Annotated in this window: 21 protein-coding genes and 2 pseudogenes; 8 read left to right on the forward strand and 15 right to left on the reverse strand. The window is 64.9% G+C overall.

From position 1 onward, the window contains the following. The 3 genes from H8A92_RS29610 to ubiE form a co-directional block, all read right to left on the reverse strand. The coding region (locus H8A92_RS29610) for a flavoprotein (protein ID WP_274613509.1) at positions 1-702 on the reverse strand (702 nt) is incomplete at its 3' end. A gap of 65 nt (positions 703-767) precedes the next feature. After that, entirely contained in the window at positions 768-2,342 is a 1,575-nt protein-coding gene (ubiB, locus tag H8A92_RS29615) for a 2-polyprenylphenol 6-hydroxylase (RefSeq protein WP_229199017.1), read from the reverse strand. Further along, positions 2,339-3,100: a bifunctional demethylmenaquinone methyltransferase/2-methoxy-6-polyprenyl-1,4-benzoquinol methylase UbiE gene (gene ubiE, locus H8A92_RS29620; RefSeq protein ID WP_229199018.1), complete on the reverse strand. Its 762-nt coding sequence runs from the start codon at positions 3,098-3,100 to the stop codon at positions 2,339-2,341. The genes ubiB and ubiE overlap by 4 nt, the downstream gene beginning before the upstream one ends. 139 nt (positions 3,101-3,239) lie before the next feature. On the opposite strand from ubiE, the gene mutM reads away from it, so the two are divergent. Next, positions 3,240-4,121: a bifunctional DNA-formamidopyrimidine glycosylase/DNA-(apurinic or apyrimidinic site) lyase gene (gene mutM / locus H8A92_RS29625; protein ID WP_229199019.1), complete on the forward strand. Its 882-nt coding sequence runs from the start codon at positions 3,240-3,242 to the stop codon at positions 4,119-4,121. 21 nt (positions 4,122-4,142) lie between these two features. Continuing rightward, complete coding sequence (ggt, locus tag H8A92_RS29630) at positions 4,143-5,822, forward strand: gamma-glutamyltransferase (protein ID WP_229199020.1); 1,680 nt, start codon at positions 4,143-4,145, stop codon at positions 5,820-5,822. Between the two features lie 225 nt (positions 5,823-6,047). Here ggt and H8A92_RS29635 read toward each other — a convergent pair whose 3' ends face one another. Then, entirely contained in the window at positions 6,048-7,406 is a 1,359-nt protein-coding gene (locus tag H8A92_RS29635; RefSeq protein ID WP_229199021.1) for a serine protease, read from the reverse strand. 110 nt (positions 7,407-7,516) lie between these two features. On the opposite strand from H8A92_RS29635, the gene H8A92_RS29640 reads away from it, so the two are divergent. Beyond that, entirely contained in the window at positions 7,517-8,317 is an 801-nt protein-coding gene (locus H8A92_RS29640; RefSeq protein WP_229199022.1) for a HesA/MoeB/ThiF family protein, read from the forward strand. 4 nt (positions 8,318-8,321) lie between these two features. Here H8A92_RS29640 and H8A92_RS29645 read toward each other — a convergent pair whose 3' ends face one another. Next, entirely contained in the window at positions 8,322-9,329 is a 1,008-nt protein-coding gene (locus tag H8A92_RS29645; RefSeq protein WP_229199023.1) for an aldo/keto reductase, read from the reverse strand. 121 nt (positions 9,330-9,450) lie between these two features. Between H8A92_RS29645 and H8A92_RS29650 the strand changes: the two genes are divergently transcribed. Further along, the gene (locus H8A92_RS29650; protein WP_229199024.1) at positions 9,451-10,365 is read left to right on the forward strand and encodes a LysR family transcriptional regulator; all 915 of its coding nucleotides are present in this window, start codon (positions 9,451-9,453) and stop codon (positions 10,363-10,365) included. 225 nt (positions 10,366-10,590) lie between these two features. Here H8A92_RS29650 and H8A92_RS29655 read toward each other — a convergent pair whose 3' ends face one another. Then, positions 10,591-11,595: a 2-hydroxyacid dehydrogenase gene (locus H8A92_RS29655; RefSeq protein ID WP_229199025.1), complete on the reverse strand. Its 1,005-nt coding sequence runs from the start codon at positions 11,593-11,595 to the stop codon at positions 10,591-10,593. 352 nt (positions 11,596-11,947) lie between these two features. On the opposite strand from H8A92_RS29655, the gene H8A92_RS29660 reads away from it, so the two are divergent. Next, on the forward strand, positions 11,948-12,472 hold the full coding sequence (locus H8A92_RS29660; protein WP_050406183.1) for an SH3 domain-containing protein: 525 nt from the start codon (positions 11,948-11,950) through the stop codon (positions 12,470-12,472). 71 nt (positions 12,473-12,543) lie between these two features. On the opposite strand, the gene irrA is transcribed toward H8A92_RS29660, so the two are convergent. Next, positions 12,544-13,035, reverse strand: a complete 492-nt coding sequence (irrA, locus tag H8A92_RS29665) for an iron response transcriptional regulator IrrA (RefSeq protein ID WP_274613510.1) — start codon at positions 13,033-13,035, stop codon at positions 12,544-12,546. Positions 13,036-13,365: 330 nt separating this feature from the next. On the opposite strand from irrA, the gene fabA reads away from it, so the two are divergent. The 3 genes from fabA (at position 13,366) to fabV (ending at position 16,406) form a co-directional block, all read left to right on the forward strand. After that, positions 13,366-13,887: a 3-hydroxyacyl-[acyl-carrier-protein] dehydratase FabA gene (gene fabA, locus H8A92_RS29670; RefSeq protein ID WP_163156882.1), complete on the forward strand. Its 522-nt coding sequence runs from the start codon at positions 13,366-13,368 to the stop codon at positions 13,885-13,887. Between the two features lie 43 nt (positions 13,888-13,930). After that, on the forward strand, positions 13,931-15,154 hold the full coding sequence (gene fabB, locus H8A92_RS29675; RefSeq protein ID WP_163156884.1) for a beta-ketoacyl-ACP synthase I: 1,224 nt from the start codon (positions 13,931-13,933) through the stop codon (positions 15,152-15,154). A 79-nt stretch (positions 15,155-15,233) separates the two neighbouring features. Next, the gene (fabV, locus tag H8A92_RS29680; RefSeq protein ID WP_229199026.1) at positions 15,234-16,406 is read left to right on the forward strand and encodes an enoyl-ACP reductase FabV; all 1,173 of its coding nucleotides are present in this window, start codon (positions 15,234-15,236) and stop codon (positions 16,404-16,406) included. A 70-nt stretch (positions 16,407-16,476) separates the two neighbouring features. On the opposite strand, the gene H8A92_RS29685 is transcribed toward fabV, so the two are convergent. From H8A92_RS29685 to infB, 8 genes and pseudogenes are all read right to left on the reverse strand, one after another. Next, on the reverse strand, positions 16,477-17,073 hold the full coding sequence (locus H8A92_RS29685) for a glutathione S-transferase family protein (RefSeq protein WP_229199027.1): 597 nt from the start codon (positions 17,071-17,073) through the stop codon (positions 16,477-16,479). 3 nt (positions 17,074-17,076) lie between these two features. After that, positions 17,077-17,238: pseudogene (locus tag H8A92_RS29690) on the reverse strand (GNAT family N-acetyltransferase); the annotation flags it as partial. 20 nt (positions 17,239-17,258) lie between these two features. Next, a complete protein-coding gene (locus H8A92_RS29695; protein ID WP_229199028.1) occupies positions 17,259-17,993 on the reverse strand; it encodes a superoxide dismutase in 735 nt (244 codons plus the stop codon). A 204-nt stretch (positions 17,994-18,197) separates the two neighbouring features. After that, a pseudogene (pnp, locus tag H8A92_RS29700) lies at positions 18,198-20,352 on the reverse strand (polyribonucleotide nucleotidyltransferase). 315 nt (positions 20,353-20,667) lie between these two features. Next, positions 20,668-20,937 carry a 30S ribosomal protein S15 gene (gene rpsO, locus H8A92_RS29705; RefSeq protein WP_016844725.1) on the reverse strand — a complete coding sequence of 90 codons (270 nt, stop codon included), beginning with the start codon at positions 20,935-20,937 and terminating at the stop codon, positions 20,668-20,670. 2 nt (positions 20,938-20,939) lie between these two features. Next, positions 20,940-22,049: a tRNA pseudouridine(55) synthase TruB gene (truB, locus tag H8A92_RS29710; protein ID WP_229199029.1), complete on the reverse strand. Its 1,110-nt coding sequence runs from the start codon at positions 22,047-22,049 to the stop codon at positions 20,940-20,942. Beyond that, positions 22,046-22,459: a 30S ribosome-binding factor RbfA gene (rbfA, locus tag H8A92_RS29715; RefSeq protein WP_229199030.1), complete on the reverse strand. Its 414-nt coding sequence runs from the start codon at positions 22,457-22,459 to the stop codon at positions 22,046-22,048. Before rbfA ends, truB begins: the two co-directional genes overlap by 4 nt. A gap of 154 nt (positions 22,460-22,613) precedes the next feature. Beyond that, the coding region (gene infB, locus H8A92_RS29720; protein WP_229199031.1) for a translation initiation factor IF-2 at positions 22,614-24,705 on the reverse strand (2,092 nt) is incomplete at its 5' end.

The raw sequence follows: 24,705 nt of genomic DNA on the forward strand, positions 1-24,705 counted from the left end.
CTCGGCCATCCGCCCGACGCCGGCCTCGCCGGCTTCCGCCATCTCGCCCGCATTGGGGCCGACGGTGTGGACGCCGTCGCGGCGGAGCTGCAGCAGGTTGCGGCGGGTGGCCGGGTTGTTCCACATCAGCGGGTTCATGGCCGGCGCCAGCAGGATCGGCCGGTTGGCCGCGAGCAAGGTGGCAGTGGCGAGATCGTCGGCATGGCCTTGCGCCATCTTGGCCATCAGGTCGGCGGTCGCCGGCGCCACCACGATCAGGTCGCAGTCCCGCGCCAGCCGGATATGGCCGGCGTCGAATTCGCTCTCGGCGTCGAACAGATCGGTGTAGACGCGCTCATGCGACAGCGCGCTGGCGGCGAGCGGGGTCACGAATTGCTGCGCCGCCTTGGTCAGCACGCAGCGGACCTGGATGTGCCGTTCCTTGAGCCGCCGGATCAGATCCAGCGCCTTGTAGGCCGCAATCCCGCCGCCGATGATCAGGGTCACCTTGGGCTCGCCGGCCGCGCTGGCGGGCCGCGGAGCAGGAGCTGTAACCGTCGGGGAACCCGATGTGGGCGTCTCCGTGGGCTCCGTACCGCCCCCTGCAAGCTCCCGGAGGATCACCCGGACCTCCTCTTCGACCGAGCGTCCGTTCTTGGCGGAACGCAGCCGCAGATAGGCCTTCAGCGTGTCGTCGAGTTTGCGGATGGTCAGGCTGGCCATGGCGTGCCCTCAGGCATCATACTCAAATGTGACAGCGATGCTATCACATGATGCATGCATTGCAATCAGTGCGCGCGGATGGCGAAGAAGATTGCGATGGAGGCGATCGCAATGACCCAGAGGCCGACGGTCTGCACCCGCGCCTTGCGGGCCTCGGCGCGGGCCATTTCGTCGATCGAGTCCGACGACAGCATGTGACCCTCCCGGGTCATGGTCTCGAGCTGCTCCAGCACGGTCACGGCGCGGTTGGCAATCGACGGCAAATTGGCGAGGACGCGACCGAGCTCGCCCGCACCCGAAATCGCGCCCTGGATGCGACCGGCGGGCCCGAGATTGTGCGTGATCCATTCGCGCACGACGGGGTCGGCGATCTTCCAGATGTCGAGCTTGGGGTCGAAGCCGCGCGCCACGCCCTCGACCACCACCATGGTCTTCTGCAGCAGGATCAGTTCGGGCCGCGTCTGCATGTCGAACAGGCCGGTGACCTCGAGCAGAAGCGTCAGGAGCTTCGCCATCGAGATTTCCTCGGCGGTGCGATTGTGGATCGGCTCGCCGATGGCCCGGATCGCCTGCGCGAAATTCTCCACCGAATGATGGCCCGGCACATAGCCGGCCTCGAAATGCACTTCGGCAACGCGGCGATAGTCGCGGGTGATGAAGCCGAGCAGGATCTCGGCCAGGAAGCGCCGTTCCTTCATCCCGAGTCGGCCCATGATGCCGAAATCCACCGCAACGAGGCGGCCGGTCTCGTCGAGGAACAGATTGCCCGGATGCATGTCGGCATGGAAGAAGCCGTCGCGCAGCGCGTGGCGCAGGAAGCTCTGGATCACCTTGCGGCCGAGATCCGGCAGGTCGACCTGGGCCTGCGCCAGCCGCGCATGATCGTTCAGCGCAATGCCGTCGATCCACTCCATGGTCAGCACGCTGTGCGCGGTGCGATCCCAATCCACGGTGGGCACGCGGAAATCCGGATCGTCGCGCGTGTTCTCGGCCATCTCGGACAGCGCGGCCGCTTCGAGCCGCAGGTCCATCTCCATCGCGACCGAGCGCGACATGGTGTTGATGACTTCGATCAGCCTCAAGCGCCGGGCCTCGGCGGAATGCGCCTCGGCCTTGTGCGCGACAAAGAAGAAGTCGCTGAGGTCGCGGCGGAAGCGCGCGGCGACGTTGGGCCGCAGCACCTTGACCGCAACCTGCTGCCGCACGCCGTCGCGCTCGACCTCGGCGCGATGCACCTGCGCGATCGAGGCGGCAGCCACCGCAGGTCCGAGATGCGCAAAGGCCTGCGATACCGGCCGTTCCAGCGATTGCGTGATAACGGTCTCGGCCTCTTCCTGTGCGAATGGCGGCAGCCGGTCCTGCAAGCTTTCGAGATCGCGCGCCATTGCCACGCCGACCACGTCTGGGCGGGTGGCGAGGAATTGCCCGAGCTTGAGATAGGCCGGCCCGAGCCGGGTCAGCGCGCGCGACAGCCGCGGACCTGACTTGGCCGAGCGGCGCTCGATCAATCGCGCCATCTTCAATGCGAGTTGCCCGGGCGGCGGCACCAGCGCGGGATCGACGACGCCGAACACGCCTTCGCGCGCAAACACGAAACCGGCGCGGGCAAGCCGCGCGATGTGGGTCAGTGCAGAGATCACAAACGCCAGCCCGAATGCAGCGCCACGATGCCGCCGGAGAGGCTCTGCCACTTCACGCGCGCAAAGCCGGCGGCGCCGATCATCTCGGCGAACGCGTTCGGCCGCGGGAATTTGCGGATCGATTCGACGAGATATTGATAGGACTCAGCGTCGCCGGTGACGGCGCGGCCGAGCGGCGGAATCACCTTGAAGGAAAACAGATCGTAGATCCGGTCGAGGCCGGGCACGTCGACGGTGGAGAATTCCAGGCACAGGAAGCGGCTGCCCGGCTTGAGCACCCGATAGGCCTCGCGCAGCGCCAGCTCGATCTGCGGCACGTTGCGGATGCCGAACGCGATGGTGTAGGCGTCGAATGCGCGATCGGCGAAAGCCAACGCCTCTGCATTGCCCTCGACGAACGAGACGCGGTCATCGAGATGCTGCCTGGTGGCGCGCTCGCGGCCGACGGCAAGCATGTCGGTATTGATGTCGCAGACGGTGGCATGGAAGCCGGTGCCCGCGGCCTTGGCGGCCCGGAACGAGATGTCGCCGGTGCCGCCGGCGACGTCGAGCAGCGCGAACGGCCGGTCGCCCTTCGGCGGATCGAGCGTCGTGATCATGACGTCCTTCCAGGCCCGGTGCAGCCCGACCGACATCAGATCGTTCATCAAGTCGTAGCGTGACGCCACGCTGTGAAACACGTCGTTCACCAGCGTCTGCTTCTCGCCCAGGGGCACGTCCCTGAAGCCGAAATGGGTGGTTTGATCCGGCCGATCCATCAACTCACACTCTTACCTTTTGGTCGCGTTCTCTTCACGGCGAACCGGGGCCCAGTTCGCTCGAAAACGCTCCAGCCAAACCATAGCGCGGCGGCCGCAATGGCGCTATCACGTCACTTCCAAAAGGTGAATGCCTGCCATGCCGGAATTACCCGAAGTCGAGACCGTCCGCCGCGGCCTGCAACCGGCCATGGAAGGGTCCAAAATCCTCAAGGCCGAGGCCCGCCGCAAGGATTTGCGGTTTCCATTTCAAAAGGACTTTATCGCCCGGCTCGAGGGTCAGACCATCACCGGGCTCGGCCGCCGCGCCAAATATTTGATGGCGGACCTGAACTCCGGCGACGTGCTGCTGATGCATCTGGGCATGTCGGGCTCGTTCCGCGTGCTGAAGCAGGACGGCGCGGCGACGCCGGGGCAATTCCACCATCCGCGCAGCGACGATCGCGCGCATGATCACGTCGTGTTCCACATGTCCTCGGGCGCGGCGGTCGTGTTCAACGATCCCAGGCGGTTCGGTTACATGAAGATCATCGCCCGCAATGCGATCGAGGATGAGCCGCTGTTGAAGGGGCTTGGACCCGAACCGCTCGGCAACGAGTTCGACGCGACGATGCTGGCGCGCTCCTGCCATAACAAGAAGACCAGCCTGAAAGCGGCGCTGCTCGATCAGCGCGTGGTGGCGGGGCTTGGCAATATCTATGTCTGCGAGGTGCTGTTCCGTTCGCACCTGTCGCCGCGGCGATTGGCCGCTACGCTTGCGACCAAAAAGGCCGAGCCGACCGACCATGCCAAGCGGGTGGTCGATGCGATCCATTCGGTGCTCAACCAGGCGATCAAGGCCGGCGGTTCCTCGATCAGCGACCATCGGCTGACCAACGGCGATCTCGGCTACTTCCAGCATTCGTTCCAGGTCTACGACCGCGAAGGCGAGACGTGCCGCACGTCGGGCTGCGAGGGTATCGTCAGGCGCTTCACCCAGAACGGCCGCTCGACGTTCTGGTGCCCGAAGTGCCAGAAATAACAACAAAGGGAGTGCGAATTCATGAGCGGCAATTGGCGCGACCGCACCGCGGCAAGTTTTCAATGTGAGAAGCAGCCGGCCAGCAGCAGCCGCGGCATGGTGGTGAGCAATCATCCGTTGGCATCGAGCGCGGGCGCCGAGATGCTCGCTGCCGGCGGCAATGCGATCGATGCGGCAATCGCCACTTTGTTCACGCTGACCGTGGTCGAGCCGATGATGGTCGGCATCATCGGCGGCGGCATGGCGCATATTCGTCTTGCCGACGGCAGCCATCGCTTCATCGACGGCCAGAGCACGGTGCCGAAGGCGGTGAAGCCCGATACCTACACCTCGAAGCCCGGCTCGGCGCATGACGTGTTCGACACCGTCGGCAACGAGAATTTGAACGGGCCGAAGGCGGTCGCGGTGCCGGGCTCGCTGAAGGCCTGGTGCGAAACGCTGCGCCGTTTCGGCACCATGAGCCTCGCCGACGTGATGCAGCCCGCGATCAAGCATGCGGCGCGCGGCTATGCGGCGACGCCCTATCTGCACGAATGCATCACCGACGGCGCCGAGGAGATGCTGAAGGACAAGCCGATCTCGGCGATCTATCTGCCCAACGGCACGCCGCTGAAGCCCGGCGAGCGCGTGGTGCAGGCGGAGTATGCCGAAACGCTGAGATACATCGCCGATCACGGCGACAACGCGCTCTACCAGGGGCCGCTCGGCGACATCCTGGTCGACTACATGAAGAAGAACGGCGGCTTCATCGCGCAGGAAGATCTCGCGACCTACAAGACCGTCGAGCGGCAGCCGATCCGCTGCGACTACCGCGGCTGGGAAATCCTCGGGCCCCCGCCGCCCGCGGCGTCGGGCGTGCACATCACGGAGATGCTCAATATCCTCGAAGGCTATGACATCGCACAGCTCGGCTTCGGCACCACCGAGACGATTCATTACCTTGCCGAGGTGCTGAAGATCGCCTTTGCCGACCGTGAAGCCGCGAGCGGCGATCCCGCCTATATCAACGTGCCGGTGGAGCGGCTGACCTCGAAGGCTTATGCCGAGGAGCGCCGCCGCGCGATCGATCCGAACCGGGCGCAGACCTGGAGCGCCGGCGTCACCCAGCTCGAAAGCGCGCACACCACGCACATGACCGCGGCGGATGCGATGGGCAATGTGGTCGCGACCACCCAGACCATCAACAATCTGTTCGGGGCCAAGGTCCTGATCCCGGGCCTCGGCACGGTGCCGAACAACTACATGAACCTGTTCGATCCGCGGCCGGGGCATGCGCTGTCGCTGGCCGCAGGCAAGCGCGTCACCACCTCGATGTCGCCGATGATGGCGCTGCGCGACGGCAGGCTTGCTTACGCGCTCGGCCTGCCCGGCGGAAAGCGCATCTTCCCGAGCGCGATGCAGGCGCTGATCAATTTGATCGACCACGGCATGAGCCTGCAGGAAGCGGTCGAAGCGCCGCGGGTCTGGACCGAGGGCAATGCGCTCGAGGTCGAGCAGGCGGTGCCGGAGACCGTCCGTGCCGGGCTCGCTGCGAAGGGCCACAAGGTGCAGGTGGTGCCGACTGTCGCCGGTGGCATGAACGCGATCCAGTTCCACGCTGACGGCACGATGTCGGGCGCGGCCTGCTGGCGCGCCGACGGCACGCCCGTCGGCATTGCCGGTGGCCTGGCTCGCGCCGGCGTGCGGTTTGCGTTGAGGTGACGCGGACTACGCTGCACCAGCCTCAACGTCGTCCTAGCGAAAGCCAGGACCCATTACCCCAAATCTCATTGTTGCGCGACGCCGGGGCAACGTCCGGTTTCATCGCCGAATGCGGTGGTTATGGGTCCTGGCTTTCGCCAGAACGACGCCTGGGGAGAGCCGTGGCTGAATCACAGGAGTCTCTGGAATACCCGATCGCCCGCATGCGCGGCCGATGACAGCATCCTACTTCCTGACGCAGATCACGCGAACCACGGCGGATTTGGCGTCCGCCGATTCGCCCGCTGCGGTGACGCCATGTGCCTTCAGGAAGGTGCGCACCGTATCGGCAGGCACCAGCGCGGCCTGCGCCGGTGGTGCCGCGTTCGCGGGGCCTGCAACGATGACAGGCTTCAGCAGCGCGATGCCGGCAAACTTGCCGCCACCGTCGAGCGCCGCCGCGCCGGAGAACCCGAGCGCAGGCGGCGGTGACAGCGCCTGGTCGCCGCCGCCGAGTTGCGCCACTGATGCCTTGACGCTGCTCGCGGCCGCGCCGCCGCCCTGGTTCTGCGGATCGGCGATGCCGGTGATGTCGAGCGCGGTCTGTGTCGCCTGGCCTGCGATGCTGAGCGGCTTCAGCCCGCGCGCCCCATAGATGCGCAGCAGAGCGAGATCATGTTCCTTGTCCTCGGCGACCCGGTCGGCATTGCCGTAACCCGGGATCGTCAGCGCGATGCAGTCGTTGGTCGCGACGCGGTCAGTTATGATCGCGCCATCATCGCTGACCGCGACGCCGGTGGCATATTCGACGGTCTTGCGCGGCGGCGGGCCGGCCTGCACGCCCGTTGGAAATGCGTTGAAGGCGCTCGACATCGCGATCACCACCGGCTCGACGGTGGTCTGCATCGCCTGGTCATAGAGGATAGTGAGGATGCGCACCTCGTCGCCCTTCAAGGTGCCGCGCAGATAGAACTTCTTCAGCCCCTGCATGCCCGACAGCACGAAGAAATCCGGCTTCACCACGGTGTAGTCGATGGTGCGGCCGGCCGGCTCCTTCTTTTCCTGCTCGGCAAGCTTTGCGGTGGTCGGGCTCGCTTCCTTGCGCCGGGTCAGCAGCACCTGAACAGTGCCGGTGGGTGAAGTCCATTTGGCGCCGGAGGCATCGCTGGTGAGCTGCGGCACCAATTTTGTGGGAATGCCGAGCCGCGCTCCGGTGGCAGGTTCGGTAACGATGCGCCAGCCGACGCTCTCCTGCTTCCGCCGCGCGGTGTCGGCGAGCACGCCGCGCTCCTGCGGGTTCAGCACGCCGGTCGGTTTGCCGCCGCGGTTTTTCTGGAATTCCTTGATCGCATTGACCATGCGCTCGCTGACGTCGCCGGTAATCGCGCCGTTATATTCGCCGACCCAGGCGAGGTCGGATTGCAGCGCCAGCCGCTCGGCCTGCGCCATCGCGCCCGCGGTATCCTCCGGCTTTTGCAGCGCGGGGCGAACCGGCACGGTCGTCACCGTTTTCGGCTTGGCCCCGGCCGTCGTCGGCGGCGTCAACTGGGCATGCGCCGCGCCTGCAGCCGCGACGATCAATGTTGCCGAAAGCACCAATCTCATGACAAATCCGGGGAAATGACTGAAACCATTGACGTCCACGCAATTAAGCACATCTGCTTGGTCGGCAACAACCGCGCTCCGGTTCAGGGAACAGCGCGCAGGACATCATCATGCTGAGTGCTGACGAACTCGAACGCTACGCCCGCCACATCGTGCTGCGCGAGGTGGGCGGCCCGGGGCAGAATGCGTTGAAGCAAGCCTCCGTGCTGGTGATCGGCGCCGGCGGCCTCGGTGCGCCGGTGCTGATGTATCTGGCTGCCGCCGGCGTCGGCCGGCTCGGCGTAATCGATGACGATATCGTCTCGCTGTCCAATTTGCAGCGCCAGATCATCCATACGACATCCGATATAGGCAAGCGCAAGGTCGACAGCGCCGCGGCTCAGATCCACGCGCTCAATCCGCATGTTGCGTTCGAGGCGCATCCGATGCGGCTCACTGCCGGCAATGCGCTGGCGCTGATTGCGAATTACGATCTGGTGCTCGACGGCTCCGACAATTTCGAGACCCGCTATCTCGTCGCCGATGCCTGCTTCCTTGCGAAGCGGACGCTGATCACCGCGGCGCTGAGCCAGTTCGACGGCTCGCTGACCACGATCCGCGCCCACGAGAAGAATGCGGAAGGGGTGTTCAACCCGACCTATCGCTGCCTGTTCCCGGAGGCGCCGCCGCCCGGCACGGTGCCGGCCTGCGCCGAGGCCGGCGTGATGGGCGCACTCGCCGGCGTGCTGGGATCGATGATGGCGCTGGAGGCGATCCGCGAGATCGTCGGCTTCGGCGAGGGCCTGGTCGGCCGCCTGCTGATGGTGGATGCGCGCGCGATGCGGTTCGAAACCCTGCGCTACGCGCGCGATCCGCAGAACCCGCTCAATGGTGATGCTCCTGCCATCACCGATCTGAGCGGGCATCTGTAGTTGGTTAAGACGCCGTCGCGGACTTCTCGCTATCCATGTGCCGGAGATGCTCTTCCGGATAACGTCCGCCGGCGGCGGCGCCGGGCGGAAATGCCTCGGCGAGTGCGGCAAGATGCGCCGCTGTCAGTTTCACATCGAGCGCGCCGAGTGCTTCGGTCAGCCGCTCGCGGCGCCGCGCGCCGACCAGCGGCACGATGTCCTTGCCCTGCGCTGCGACCCAGGCAATCGCGACCTGTGCCGGCGAGGCGCCGATCTCGCCGGCGATGACACGCAGCCGATCCGCCAGCGCGAGGTTGGTGTCGATGTTGCCAGCCTGGAAGCGCGGGCTGAGCAGGCGGAAATCCTTTGCACCGGCGCGGTCCTTCGACCAGTGCCCGCTGATCAGGCCGCGCGCCAGCACGCCATAGGCTGATATGCCGATGCCGAGCTCGCGGCAGGTGTTCAGGATGTCGGTCTCGATGCCGCGCGACACCAGTGAATATTCGATCTGCAGATCGGCGATCGGATGCACCTTGTGCGCGCGGCGGATGGTGTCCGAGCCAACCTCGGACAGACCGATATGTTTGATCCAGCCGGCCTTGATCATGTCGGCCATCGCGCCGACCGTGTCCTCGATCGGCACGTTGGGATCGAGCCGCGCCGGGCGGTAGATGTCGATGTGGTCGACGCCGAGCCGCTGCAGCGAATAGGCGACGAAATTCTTCACGGCGACCGGACGGCTGTCATAGCCGTGAAAGCCATAGTTGCGATCGCGCAGCGCGCCGAACTTGACGCTGATCACGAGATTGTCGCGGCTGCGGCTCTTCATCGCCTCGCCGATCAGCATCTCGTTGTGGCCCATGCCGTAGAAGTCGCCGGTATCGAGCAGCGTGATGCCGGCATCGAGCGCGGCATGGATCGTGGCGATGCTCTCGCTGCGGTCGGTCGGGCCGTAGAAGTCGGACATGCCCATGCAGCCGAGCCCGATCTGCGAGACCTTAGGGCCGGTGGAACCGAGTTTGCGTGTGTCCATGATGGAGTTCCCAAAGCGTGCCGGCGGAAGATCCGCCGGCAAATGACGCGGCTGATATGGGCCGATCCGCCTTTCGGGATAAGCTGGACAATCCGGAATGGCTTGTTCACTGTATCGAACAATGCAGGATTTCGACCTTCGCGACCTCGACGCCTTCGTGGCGGTGGCGCGCACGCGCAACTTCCGGCGTGCCGCGCTGGAGAGCCGCGTCTCTGTTTCGAGCCTCAGCCAGCGTCTGCGCGACATGGAGGAACGGCTCGGCGTCCGCCTGATGAACCGCACCACCCGCAGCGTATCGCTGACCGAAGCCGGCGAGCTGCTGCTCGCCCGTGTCGCGCCGGCCATGGTCAACGTCGCCGACGCGATCACCGAGGTGCGCGGCCTGCGCGCCGAGCCGTCGGGGCGGCTGCGGATCAACGCGCCGCCGCCTGTGGTCGATCTGGTGCTGGCGCCGATGATCGCGCCGTTCCTCGGCAGATATCCGCAGGTCGACCTCGATGTCGTGGCCGAGAGTGCGTTCGTGGACATCGTCGCGCAGGGTTTTGACGCCGGCGTGCGCTATGGCGAGCATCTGGCGCAGGACATGGTCGCGGTGCCGCTCGGTGCGCCCCAGCGCTACGCGGTGGTGGCGTCGAGCGACTATGTCGCGAAGCACGGCCGGCCGATGCATCCGAAGGATCTGCTGACGCATGCCTGCATCCGCAGCCGCTTCAGCAACGGCGTGATGTTCGATTGGGAGTTCGAGAAGAATGGCCGCCTGGTGAAGGTGTCGCCGCCGGCCAAGCTGACTGCGACCTATCTCGGCCTTGCGCTGCGCGCGGTCCATGACGGCGTCGGCTACTGGGCGACGTTCGAGGGCTATGTCCGCTACGGCATCAAATCCGGCGCACTGGTCAGCGTGCTCGACGATTGGTGCCCGCCGTTCGACGGGCCGTTCCTCTATTATCCCAGCCGTCGCCAGCCACCGCCCGCGCTCGCCGCCTTCGTGTCGTTCGTCGCCGACTGGCGCAAGCAGGCGCGGCGGAAGACCAGATAGATGGCGCGAATGAAATGCGCGACGAGGTGGGGTGACGGTCTCTCCACTCGAACGCTGTCCGCGTTGAGAGATCACCCCACCCCATCTCACACTCCGCTTCGCTTCATGTGAGCTGACCCTTCCCCTCCAGGGGCCCTCAAGGGGGGGGCCGGCTGCACCGGCTACTTTGCATGGGGTTGTTTTCGATATTTTGGCCGCCGTTTCGATGAACCGGCTACGCGACCCCTACAGCATGCTCGGCAGCACGCGATCCGGCGGCTTGTGGGCGTCGAGGAAGGTTCGGATGTTGATGATCACCTTCTCGCCCATCTCGACCCGGCCTTCGATGGTGGCGGAGCCCATATGCGGCAGCAGCGTCACCTTGCCGGCTCTGGCGAGCCGCACCAGCTTCGGGTTCACCGCGGGCTCGTGCTCATAGACGTCGAGGGCTGCGCCGCCGATATCGCCGGCTTCGATCAGCTTGACCAGCGTGTCCTCGTCGATCACCTCGCCGCGCGCGGTGTTGACGACATACGCCTCTTTCCGGATCAGCTTGAGCCGCCGCGCCGAGAGCAGATGATAGGTCGCCGGCGTGTGCGGGCAGTTCACCGAGATGATGTCCATCCGCGCCAGCATCTGGTCGAGGCTTTCCCAATAGGTCGCCCCGAGCTCTTCGGCGATCATGGGCGCCACCGGGCGGCGGTTGTGATAGTGGATCTGCAGGCCGAAGGCGCGGGCACGGCGCGCCACGGCCTGGCCGATGCGGCCCATGCCGACGATGCCGAGCCTCTTTCCCCCGATGCGGTGGCCAAGCATCCAGGTCGGTGACCAGCCGGCCCAGTGCTGCTTGCCTTCGGTCAGGATCGAGGCGCCCTCGATCAGGCGCCGCGGCACCGCGAGGATCAGCGCCATGGTCATGTCGGCGGTGTCCTCGGTCAGCACCTTCGGGGTGTTGGTCACCGTGATGCCGCGGGCGTGGGCAGCGGCGACGTCGATATTGTCGACGCCGTTGCCGAAATTGGCGATCATCTTCAGCTTGCAGTCGGGCTGATTGATCACGTCCTCGCGGACCATGTCGGTCACGGTCGGCACCAGCACGTCGGCGGTCCTCGCCGCCTCGGCGATCTGTTCCGGCGTCATCGGCGTGTCGTCGAGATTCAGTCTGGCGTCGAACAGCTCGCGCATCCGGGTCTCGATCGAGTCCGGCAGCTTGCGGGTGACGACGACGAGAGGCTTTTTCTTTACCGACATGTCCTGCTTTCATGGGGCGCACGGCTCGCCAAAAACCGAGCCGTTCAGGCCTCATTAACCCGGTTGTTCGACACTGCTGAAAGCCGTGCTGTCCCGGCGTTTCCTTCGCGTTTCCTAGGGTTCCCCGATACTTGCCCCGGCTTTCGTCAGGGGAAATTCGGGTGTTCTCGCTCTCAGGCGTTCCGTCCTCTCTAGCAGAAGGCCGGGCCAAGACAAGAACCCCCCGGATCCATGCGTGCAGGGGACGAACGGCGCGGGTGCAGGGGCCTTCGGGCAGGGGTTTGGATTTGGATTTGGGTTTGGGTTGCAGCTCGCCGAATGCGGGTTGGGCATCTCGGCAGGAGACGAGTTGATGGTCTGGCGTTTTGGTTCATTGGTGGCGCTGGTCGGGAGCATGCTGAGTGCGTCGGTCATGCCCGGACATTCCGCCAAGGATTTGAGCCCCACCACCAGCGGCCTGCCGATTCCGCGCTATGTCAGCCTGAAATCCGATCATGTGAACGTCCGCGCCGGCCCGACCAAGGACAACGACGTCGCCTGGGTCTACACCCGATCGGGGCTGCCGGTCGAAATCACCGCCGAGTTCGAGAACTGGCGCCGGGTGCGCGATTCCGAAGGGGCCGAAGGCTGGGTCTATCATTCCCTGCTGTCCGGCCGCCGCACCGCGGTCGTCACCATGAAGAACAAGGACGATCTGGCCTCGCTCTACGATCGTCCCGACGCCACCAGCGCCATCGCGGCGCGCCTGCAGGCCGGCGTCGTCGCGCAGGTCAAGAAATGCGCCAATAACTGGTGCCGGGTGACCGGCAACGGGTTCGACGGCTGGATCGAGCAGCAGCGCCTGTGGGGCGTCTACGCCGACGAGAAGGTGGACTGAGTTTCCTCGTCCCCAAATGAAATGGCCGGGACGAGCCCGGCCATCGCAACTCAAATCGACGGTAAGACGGATCAGCGCTTCTTGCGCAGCCGCACGACCATGTCGACGCGGGAAATCTCGTAGCCATCCGGCACGTTGGGCATCTTCGACAGCACGAGGTTCGGGTCGGGAATGTCGACCAGCTCGTGATTATGTTCGAGATAGAAGTGGTGATGCGTCGACACGTTGGTGTCGAAATAGGTCTTGGTGCCGTCGACGCTGACCTGACGCAGCAGGCCGGCATCGGTCAGCTGGTTGAGCGTGTTGTAGACGGTCGCCAGCGACACCGGAACCTTGGCCAGCGTGGCTTCCTCGTACAGCATTTCAGCGGTCAGGTGGCGCGCGCCCTTGCCGAACAGCAGCCAACCCAGCGCCATGCGCTGACGGGTGGGCCGGAGGCCGGCAGACTGCAGCATCTCGTTGACGTCATGCCACGGGCAGCCGGTCAGGGCAGGGTGGTGCCCAGCGCCCCGGGCATCCGGGTGCACGGCATCGTCGTTCACAGCCGGTACTTCGTCGTTCATGTCCACTCTATGCACCCAACTCAGGCAATATTCCTCATAAATATAAAAAGGATGGCTATCAGATGCAAGTTTTTCGCAACTAGAACGAATCCAAGCTGCGGTAGAAACCTAAGGAGAGACCGCAATTTATCAATGGAATGCCGCTTTGCCGCCCAAATAACCCTATGTTAGAGAGCGCGCGGACCACATATGCGCTTTCGGCAGAGATAACAGGCCGGTAGCGTACCCAGGTAGCGCCAAGATGCGGGGCGGGTTATTCCGGTTCCCGTGGGTAGATTAAGGTCCGACCAAGCAAGAGCGCTTCATCGGGATATCAGAGGTGGATAGAGGATGCTGGATCGGCGCGGCGGTTACGAATACGAGGATTTGCTGGCTTGCGGGCGGGGCGAGCTTTTCGGTCCCGGCAACGCCCAGTTGCCGTTGCCGCCGATGCTCATGTTCGATCGGATCAGCGAGATTTCGGAGACCGGCGGCGAGTACGGCAAGGGGCTGGTACGCGCCGAGCTCGAGGTGAAACCGGATCTCTGGTTCTTCGGCTGTCATTTCAAGAACGATCCGGTGATGCCGGGCTGCCTCGGTCTCGACGCGATGTGGCAAATGGTCGGCTTTTACCTTGGCTGGATCGGAGGCGAAGGTCGCGGTCGCGCACTCGGCCTCGGCGAGCTGAAGTTCTCCGGACAGGTGCTGCCGCACGCGCGCAAGGTTGTGTACAACATCGACATCAAGCGCGTGATGCGGTCAAAGCTCGTGCTTGGAATTGCCGACGGGTGGCTTTCCATGGACGACGAGATTATTTATCGCGCCAAGGACTTGAAGGTCGGATTGTTCAAGCAGGGCACGGCGCCATCTTGAGCAGGATGATCAGGCGGCAACATAAAGGCAGGGCGAGGCGAACATGAGGCGGGTTGTCATCACGGGGATGGGCATTGTCTCGTCCATCGGTAACAACACCCAGGAAGTGCTTGCGAGCCTCTATGAGGCGAAGTCGGGCATTTCGCGTGCGGAGAAGGCCGCGGAACTCGGCTTCCGGTCGCAGGTGCATGGCGCGCCGACACTCAATCCTGCCGAGGTGATCGATCGCCGCGCAATGCGCTTCCTTGCCGAAGGTGCCGCTTGGAATCACGTCGCCATGGAGCAGGCGATCCGCGACTCCGGTCTCGAGGAGAACGAAGTCTCCAACGTCCGCACCGGCATCATCATGGGATCCGGCGGACCGTCGACACGCACGCTGGTGGAGGCCGCCGACATCGCGCGCGCCAAGGGGCCGAAGCGCGTCGGTCCGTTCGCTGTGCCGAAGGGCATGTCGTCGACCGCGTCGGCAACGCTCGCGACCTGGTTCAAGATCAAGGGCGTGAACTACTCGATCTCTTCGGCTTGCGCGACGTCGAACCACTGCATCGGCAACGCCTATGAGACGATCCAGATCGGCAAGCAGGACATCATCTTCGCCGGCGGCTGCGAGGAACTCGACTGGACGCTGTCGGTGCTGTTCGACGCCATGGGCGCCATGTCTTCGAAATACAACGATACGCCGGCGACGGCCTCGCGCCCCTACGACATCAGCCGCGACGGTTTCGTGATCGCCGGTGGCGCAGGCGTTGTCGTGCTGGAAGAGCTCGAGCATGCCAAGGCGCGCGGCGCGCGGATCTACGGCGAGGTCGTCGGCTACGGCGCGACCTCGGATGGTTACGACATGGTGGCGCCGTCGGGCGAGGGCGCCGAGCGCTGCATGCGCATGGCGATGTCGACGGTGAACACGCCGGTCGACTACATCAATCCGCACGCCACCTCGACGCCGGCCGGCGATCCGCCGGAGATCGAGGCGATCCGCAAGGTGTTCGGCACCGGCGACAAGTGCCCGCCGATCTCGGCGACCAAGGCGCTGACCGGCCATTCGCTCGGCGCGACCGGCGTGCAGGAAGCGATCTACTCGCTGCTGATGCTCAACAACGGCTTCGTCTGCGAGAGCGCACACATCACCGAGCTTGATCCGGCCTTCGCCGACATGCCGATCGTGCGCAAGCGCATCGACAACGCCAAGCTCACCACTGTGCTGTCGAACTCGTTCGGCTTCGGCGGCACCAATGCGACGCTGGTGTTCAGGCGGCTTGACGCCTGATTTCGCCTCTCTTCGCTTGCTGAAGGAGGTCCGCAGCCGGCGAATGGGGTTATTGCAACGATCCGAAAATGGGGTGGGAATGATTATCGAACCGCGCGTGCGAGGCTTCATCTGCACGACGGCACATCCCGTCGGCTGCGCCACCAATGTCCGCGAACAGATCGCCTATGTCCTCAAGCAGGGCCCGGTTGCTGACTGCCCGAAGCGCGTTGCCGTGCTGGGCTGCTCGACGGGCTACGGCCTCGCGAGCCGCATCGTTGCGACCTTCGCCGGCGGCGCCGACACGATCGGCGTGTCGCTGGAGCGCGAGCCGTCGGAAAAGAGAAGCGCCAGCGCCGGCTGGTACAACAACCGCGCCTTCGAGATCGAAGCCCAGAAGATCGGCCGGTCTCCGCTCACCCTGGAGGGCGACGCCTTCTCCGACGAGCTGAAGAAGGCCTTCATCGAGCGTGTGCGTGAAAAGTTCGGCCAGCTCGATCTGCTGGTCTACAGCATGGCCGCGCCGGTCCGGACCGATCCCGACACCGGCAAGACCTATCGTTCGGTCATCAAGCCACTCGGCGCCCCGGTGGAGATCAAGACGCTCGACACCGAGACCGGCGAGGTGTTCGAGACGACCCTTGAGCCGGCGAACGAGGAGCAGACCGCGGCGACCGTCGCGGTGATGGGCGGCGACGACTGGAAGCGCTGGATCGACCAGCTCGCCGACGCCGGCGTGCTGGCGCCGGGCTTCCGCACGCTCAACTACACCTATATCGGCAGCGAGCTGACCTGGCCGATCTACTGGAACGGCACGCTCGGCCGCGCCAAGGTCGATCTCGACAGCAAGGCGGAAGCGATCCGCGGCCGGCTCGGTGCGGACGCCGCCCGCGTCGTTGCACTGAAGGCCGTGGTCACCCAGGCAAGCTCGGCGATTCCGGTGGTGCCGCTCTATGGCACCGTGCTGTTCAAGGTGATGAAGCAGCTCGGCCTGCACGAAGGCTGCATCGAGCAGATCGACCGCCTGTTCCGCACCCGCCTCGGCAAGGACGTCGCGCTCGATGACGCGCAGCGCATCCGGGTCGACGACTGGGAGCTTTCGCCCGAGGTGCAGACGGAAGTGTCGCGGCGCTGGCCGCTGCTCACCACCGAGACACTCGGTGAACTGGCGGATCTCGGCGAATACAAGAGCCAGTTCCTCCGCCTGTTCGGCTTCGGCATCGACGGCGTCGACTACACGCAGGACGTCGATCCGCGCGTCGTCCTGGGGTAGGTCGCTCGGAACTCCACTGCTACGTAGCCCGGATTGCGCTTCGCTTCATCCGGGCCAGGCGACTGTAATCTCACCCCGCCGCGATCTTCTCCGCGCGCTGGAACGCGGGCCGCGCCACGCAGCGGCCGATATAGGCCTCGAACGACGGCCGCGGCGGCACCATCTTGAAGATGCGCACGGCGAAGTTCAGCCCGGCGCCGATCGCGATGTCGGCGGCGGAGAACTGATCGCCGAGGATCCACGGCCCCTTCTGCAGCTCGGCGTCGAGCACGTCGAACACCAGCGCCGCGCTGCCCCATGCCGCGGTGCTGGTCGGCACCTCGAGCTTGGTGAAGAGCTGGATCAGCGCCGGCTCGATACAGCTCGGCGAGAAGAACAGCCATTGCAGATAGCGTGCGCGCTTCGGGTCGGTCACGGCCGGCGCAAGCTTCGTCTCGGGATAGCGGTCGGCGATGTAGGCGCAGATCGCCGCCGCCTCGGCGAGCTTTGCGTCGCCGTCGGTCAACGCCGGCACCTTGCCCATCGGATTGATCTTGAGAAAGTCCGGCGACTTCTGTGCGCCCGTGCTGATATCGGTCAGCACCCGTTCGTACGGCAGGCCGGATTCTTCCAGGAGCCAGATGGCGGAGAACGAGCGCGAGCGCGGCGACCAGTACAGCTTGATCATGGATTAGCCTCCGATGTGCGGTTTTGTTCGCTCCCACCGGTAGTGCTTCATCATGAAGCCAGTGACCGGATTGGGTGCTTCCTTCTCGAATACAAATCCCTCGCGCTCGTACCAGCGCCAGGCCTTTTCGTTCTCGCGGACGCATTTCAGCCAGACCTCGTCGGGCGAGGGAGCCTTGCGGCGGCTCACACGCCGAGCGTGCCGGCCTTTGCTGCCGCATAGCGCTCCGCCACGGCCTTCCAGTTCACCGTGTTCCACCAGGCCTTGAGGTAATCCGGCCGGCGGTTCTGGTAGGTCAGGTAATAGGCGTGCTCCCAGACGTCGTTGCCGAGCAGCGCGCGCTTGCCGTCCATGATCGGATTGTCCTGGTTCGGCCGCGTCTCAATCGCGAGCTTGCCGTCCTTGGTGACGGTGACGAACACCCAGCCGGAGCCGAACACGCGTCCGCCGGCGGCGTTGAAGTCGGTCTGGAGCTTTTCCATGCCGCCGAGGTCGCGGTCGATTGCGGCGAGCACCTCGCCATCGGGCTTGCCGCCGTTCGGCCCCATGATCTGCCAGAACATCGTGTGGTTGGCATGGCCGCCCATGTTGTTGCGCACACCGGTGCGGATCACTTCCGGTACGTTACCGAGATTGGCGAGTACGTCGGTGATCGGCCTTTCCGCGATCTGCGGATTGTCCTTGGCGAAGGTGTTGAGATTGGCGACGTAGGCCTGATGATGCCGGTCGTGATGGATCTCCATCGTCCTGGCGTCGATATGCGGCTCCAGCGCATTGGCGGGATAGGTCAGCGGATCGACCTTGAAAGGTCCGGCCGGGGCCTGTGTAGCAGCTTGGGCGAACACGAAGCGCGGCGCCGCTGCGACCGCGGCAGCCGTGGTTGCCGCGAGCACGAGATGGCGGCGGGATATGGGTGACATCGATTCCTCCTGACCTGAAGCCCTGTTGTACGACAGAGCATAGCGAGATACGCGCAAGCCACGTTAAGCCGTTTCGAAGACGGTCATTGTGACGCTGCGTCGGAATCTCGCATCGTCCAGGCGGGCGCCTCCCGCGTTCAGGCATCGGACCAAACAAAAAGGGCGGCCTTTCGGCCGCCCTTCGTGGATTCGTTCCAAACAGGCTTACTCGCCGGCGGCTTCGCGCGGCGCCGGAGCGTCGCTCTTCTGCTTGGCCTCGAGGTCCTCGCCGGTCTCCTGGTCGACCGCCTTCATCGACAGGCGGGTCTTGCCGCGATCGTCGAAGCCGAGCAGCTTGACCTTGACCTTGTCGCCTTCCTTGACGACGTCCGAGGTCTTCTGCACGCGGCTGGCCGCGAGCTGGCTGATATGGACCAGACCGTCCTTGGCGCCGAAGAAGTTCACGAACGCGCCGAACTCCATCACCTTGACGACGGTGCCCTCGTAGATCTGGCCGATCTCCGGATCGGAGGCGATCGACTTGATCCACTTGATCGCAGCCTTCATCGCCTCGCCGTCATTGGAGGCGACCTTCACGGTGCCGTCGTCCTCGATGTTGACCTTGGCGCCGGTCTTCTCGACGATCTCACGGATCACCTTGCCGCCGGTGCCGATCACTTCGCGGATCTTGTCGGTGGCGATCTTGAAGGTCTCGATGCGCGGTGCGTATTCGCCGAGCTCGCGCGCGCGCGGTCAGGGCCTTGGCCATCTCGCCGAGGATGTGGATGCGCCCGTCCTTGGCCTGGCCAAGGGCGACGCGCATGATTTCCTCGGTGATGCCCTCGATCTTGATGTCCATCTGGAGCGAGGTGATGCCCTGGTCGGTGCCGGCGACCTTGAAGTCCATGTCGCCGAGATGATCCTCGTCACCGAGGATGTCCGACAGCACCGCGAAGCGCTGACCCTCGAGGATCAGGCCCATGGCGATACCGGCGGTCGGCCGCTTCAGCGGCACGCCGGCGTCCATCAGCGACAGCGAGGCGCCGCACACCGAGGCCATCGAGGACGAGCCGTTCGACTCGGTGATCTCGGAGACCACGCGGATCGTGTACGGGAACTCGTGGTGCGGCGGCAGCACCGGGTGGATCGCGCGCCAGGCGAGCTTGCCGTGTCCGATCTCGCGGCGCTTGGTGCCGCCGAGACGACCGGTTTCACCGACCGAGTAGGGCGGGAAGTTGTAGTGCAGCAGGAACGTTTCCTTGTACGTCCCCGACAGCGCATCGATGTACTGCTCGTCCTCTCCGGTGCCGAGCGTGGTCACGACCACCGCCTGGGTCTCACCGCGGGTGAACAGCGCCGAGCCGTGGGCGCGCGGCAGGATGCCGGCTTCGGCGATGATGTTGCGCACGGTCTTGGCATCACGGCCGTCGATGCGCTTGCCGGTGTCGAGGATGTTCCAGCGAACGATCTTGGCTTCCAGTTCCTTGAACACGCCGGCGACGCGGAGCTTGTCGTATTTCGGCTCCTGGCCTTCCGGGAAGAAGTGCGCGAGCACCTTCTCCTTGACGGCGCCGACCGCGGCGTAGCGTTCCTGCTTGACCGGGATCGCATAGGCCTTGCGCAGCTCCTGCTCGGCGATGCCGAGCATCTCCTTCTCGATCTCCGAATTGTCGATCGTGGTGACTTCGCGCGGCTCCTTGGCGGCCTTCTCGGCAAGCTCGATGATCGCGTTGATCACAGGCTGGAAGTGGCGGTGGCCGAACATGACCGCGCCGAGCATCACGTCTTCGTTGAGCTCCTTGGCTTCCGATTCCACCATCAGCACGGCGTCGGCGGTGCCGGCGACGACGAGATCGAGTTGGGTCTCGGTCATTTCGTCGAGCGTCGGGTTGAGTACGTATTCGTCATTGGCGAAGCCGACGCGCGCGGCGCCGATCGGGCCCTTGAACGGTGCGCCCGACAGCGTCAGGGCGGCGGAGGCGGCGACCAGCGAGACGATGTCCGGATCGTTCTCCATGTCGTGCGAAAGCACGGTGACGATCACCTGGGTCTCGTTGCGCCAGCCGTCGACGAACAGCGGACGGATCGGGCGGTCGATCAGGCGGGAGACCAGCGTCTCCTTCTCGGTCGGACGGCCTTCGCGCTTGAAATAGCCGCCGGGAATGCGGCCCGCAGCGTAGGTCTTCTCCTGGTAGTCGACCGTGAGCGGCAGGAAGTCGACGCCTTCGCGCGCCGCCTTCGCCGCGACGACGGTGGCGAGCACCACGGTCTCGCCGTAGGTCGCCATCACGGCGCCGTCGGCCTGGCGGGCGATCTTGCCGGTTTCAAGTTTGAGGGGACGTCCACCCCAGTCGATCTCGACGGAATGCGAATTGAACATTTCGGTTTTCTTTCATGGTTTCACGAAAGCACGGCGCCCTGAAACACAAAGACCATGCCAAGACGGCGAGATACTGATGCGCTTGGTGCGATCAGCATCCGGCGATCCTGCCATGGTCCCTGGATTTCGGATGGCGTCCATCCTTTCGGTCATCTGGGCATCTTGCCCGGTCCAGCGGCCGGATTGCTGCTGGACGCTAGTTGGCATGGCGTCATTGCCATGCTGCGCATGATCATCTTTCGACAATTCGAAAGCCCGACTTTGCGGGCGACCATACGAAAACGCGCGCGAAACCTCGCGCGCGTGCTTCTCAAATCAACGACGGATGTTGTGCTTCTCGAGCAGCGCCTTGTAGCGCGCCTCGTCCTTGCGCTTGATGTAGTCAAGCAGGGAGCGACGCGTCGACACGAGCTTCAGGAGGCCGCGGCGTGAATGGTTGTCCTTCACGTGGCTCTTGAAGTGCTCGGTGAGGTTATTGATGCGTTCCGACAGGATCGCGACCTGAACCTCGGGCGAGCCGGTGTCGCCGGCCTTGTTGGCATTCGTCTTGATGACTTCCGCTTTGCGTTCGGCGGTAATCGACATCGTCAGTTACTTTCATTGTTGCGAGCCGGACCGGCAGTCAGTCCGTTCAGGTTGAACACGCGCTTGGGGATGAGTTCGCCGTTGCCAATTTCGGCAAGCGCGAGAAGTCGGCCTGCCACCGTGACATAGACTGTGCCGCTGGTATTGGGCGCATCCCGTCCGCGCAACAAAACGGCCTGGCCCCGATGGAGCCTTGCCGCATCAGCCCGTGTGACGGCCAGTGCCGGGATGTCGTCCAGCGCGGTCTCAACGGGCAAAAGCGCGTCGGCGAGGCTTCCCTCGCCAGACGCGGCTCTATTGCATAAAGCCTCCAACTGTTCCAGCGGAATCATGTCCCGCTCGGTAAACGGACCGACAAGGGTCCGCCGCAGGGCGCAGATATGGCCGAAACAGCCCAGAATCCGGCCCATATCGCGGGCCAGGGCCCGGACATAGGTTCCCTTGCCGCATTCGGCCTCAAATACGGACTGGCCATTATCGCCATGTTCCACAAGGGTTAATTCGTGAATCTCGACCGGGCGGGGCTTCAGTTCCACGGTCTCGCCGTCACGCGCCAGGTCGTAGGCCCGCTCACCCTGCACCTTGATGGCCGAATATTGCGGCGGGATCTGCTCGATCACCCCGGTGAAGCGCGGCAGCAGCTGACGGATCGAATCGGCGGTCGGCCGCTCGTCGCTGGTCCTGACCGGCCGTCCCTCGGTGTCGTCGGTGTCGCGTTCCTCGCCCCAGGCCACCGTGAAGCGGTAGCGCTTGCGGCCGTCCATCACGAACGGCACGGTCTTGGTGGCCTCGCCGAGTGCGATCGGCAGCCCGCCGGAGGCGAGCGGATCGAGCGTGCCGGCATGACCGGCGCGCTTGGCCTGGAACAGGCGCTTGAGCACGGCGACCGCCTGGGTCGAGGTCATCCCGATCGGCTTGTCGAGCACCACCCAGCCATGGACGTCGCGCTTGTCGCGGCGTGGCTGCTGGTTCTGCCGGCCCTGCTTCTGGCGCGGGTCGTTGTTGGCGCGGCGCGCATCGTCGGTGCGCTGCCCGGCAAAAGCGTCCCGTTCAGCGTCGCGCGCGTCGGCATCCTTCGCGTCGATAACGCTGTTGGTCGTCATCACAGTCATTCCTCGTCGTCCGAATCGGGTGCAAGGTCTCGCTGCACCGCAGGTGTCCGCAGTAGTTTGTCGATGCGCGCCGCCTCGTCGAACCGCTCGTCGACGCGGAAGCGGATGTCGGGCGCAAATTTCAGGTTGACGCGATGTGCGATCTCGCCGCGCAGGAACTTCTTGTTGCGCTCGAGCGCGGATATCACCGTGTCGGTGTCGCGGCCGCCGAGCGGCATCACGTAGATCGTCGCGAGCTTCAGGTCCGGCGACATACGCACCTCGGGAACGGTGATGATGTGACCTTCGAGATCGGGATCGTGGACGTCACCCTGCGACAGGATCTCGGCAACTGCATGGCGAACGGTTTCGCCGACGCGCAGCTGACGTTGTGATCCGCCGGGGCTGGAACTCTTCTTTTGACGGGGCATGACCTTTTTCCAAAACCGTCACGCCCGCAGGCCGTGGCCGCGGGCATCAATGTCTTAGCGTTGCTTTCAATCGGGCAATGCGCTGGTGGCCGGACTAATGTCCGGCCACGTCGTCGCATTTTCAGTCAAGATCTGCGCTTCGTAAGATTTGGACTTACAGAGAGCGCTGGATCGTCTCGATGCGGTAACATTCGATCACGTCGCCGACACGCATGTCGCCGTAGTTCTCGAATGCCATGCCACACTCCTGGCCGGCGACCACTTCCTTCACTTCATCCTTGAAGCGCTTCAGCGTCGACAGCTTGCCTTCGTGCACCACGACGTTGTCGCGGATCAGGCGAACATTGGCGCCGCGTTCCACGGTGCCGTCGGTGACGCGGCAACCCGCGACCTTGCCGACCTTGGAAATGTTGAACACTTCCAGGATCTGCGCGTTGCCCAGCATGGTTTCGCGCAGCGTGGGCGCGAGCAGGCCGGACATCGCCTTTTTGATGTCATCCACGAGATCGTAGATGATGTTGTAGTAGCGGATCTCGATGCCGTTGCGCTTGGCCGCGGCCGCCGCTTCCTTGTTGGCTCGGACCGAGAAGCCGATGATCGCGGCGTTGAAGCCTTCCGCCAGCGTGACGTCGGACTCCGAGATGCCGCCGACGCCGGCATGCAGGATGCGGGCGGCGACTTCGTCGGTGCCGAGCTTCTCGAGCGAGCCCAGGATCGCTTCCAGCGAGCCTTGCACGTCGGCCTTGACGATCAGCGGGAACTCCTTGCGGCCCGCGGTCTTGAGCTGCGACATCATCTGCTCGAGCGAGCCGCGCATGCCGGAGATCGAGGCAGCCGCGTTCTCGCGCTTCTGGTGCGCGCGGTAGCTCGTGACCTGGCGGGCGCGGGCTTCGTTCTCGACGACGGCGAGACGGTCGCCGGCTTCTGGCGGACCGTTGAAGCCGAGCACCTCGACCGGCACGGACGGACCGGCCTCTTCGAGATTCTCGCCCTGATCGGAGATCAGCGCGCGGACGCGGCCCATCTCGGCGCCGGCCACGATGATGTCGCCGATGCGCAGCGTGCCGCGCTGCACCAGCACGGTCGCGACCGGACCGCGGCCGCGATCGAGCTTGGCTTCGATCACGGTGCCTTCCGCCGGACGCTGCGAATTGGTCTTCAGGTCGAGGATTTCGGCCTGCAGCGCGATCATCTCGAGCAAGCGGTCGAGATTGGTCTTGTTCTTGGCCGAGACCTCGACGTCGACGACGTCGCCGCCGAGCGATTCGACCTGCACCTCGTGCTGCAGCAGTTCGGTGCGCACGCGCTCGGGCCGCGCATCGGGCTTGTCGATCTTGTTGATCGCGACGATCATCGGCACCTTGGCCGCCTTGGCGTGGTTGATCGCTTCGATCGTCTGCGGCATCACGCCGTCATCGGCCGCGACCACCAGCACGACGATGTCGGTGACCTTGGCGCCGCGGGCGCGCATCGCGGTGAACGCGGCGTGGCCCGGCGTGTCGATGAAGGTGATCTTGGTGCCGGTCTCGGGCGAGACCACCTGATAGGCGCCGATGTGCTGGGTGATACCGCCGGCTTCGCCCGACACCACGTTGGCGTGGCGCAGTGCGTCGAGCAGCGAGGTCTTGCCGTGGTCGACGTGACCCATGACGGTGACCACCGGCGAACGCGGCTCGGTGTCGGTGGAATCGTCGACGACGTCGAACAGGCCTTCTTCCACGTCCGACGCGGCGACGCGCTTGACGCTGTGGCCGAGTTCTTCCGCGATCAGCTGGGCGGTGTCGGAATCGATCACGTCGGTGATCTTGTGCATCGCGCCCTGCTTCATCAGCATGCGGATGACGTCGACCGCGCGTTCCGACATGCGGTTCGCGAGTTCCTGGATCGTGATCGCTTCCGGAATGATGACTTCGCGGATCAGCTTTTCCTTCGGCTCGTTAGACGCATGCCCCTTCAGGCGCTGCGTGCGGCGACGGAATGAAGCGATCGAGCGCTCGCGTACGTCGTCGGCGTTGAGCGCGGTGACGACGGTCAGGCGGCCGCGCTGCTTCTGCGGGCCGGGCTTCTGGGTGGCCTTCGGCGCGACGACGGGGCGCACCGCGCCACCGGGGCGACGCACCAGACGCGGACCTTCGTCCTCGTCCGGCCCGGCCGCAACCGCCGCCGGCCTCGGCGCAGAAGCCGGTGTCCGTGCAGCAGGGGTCGTTGTCGTGGGACGGGCTGCCGGTGCCCGGGCGGCCTGAGCA

Origin of the sequence: Bradyrhizobium acaciae, from assembly GCF_020889785.1 — a bacterium.
Lineage (GTDB): Bacteria > Pseudomonadota > Alphaproteobacteria > Rhizobiales > Xanthobacteraceae > Bradyrhizobium > Bradyrhizobium acaciae.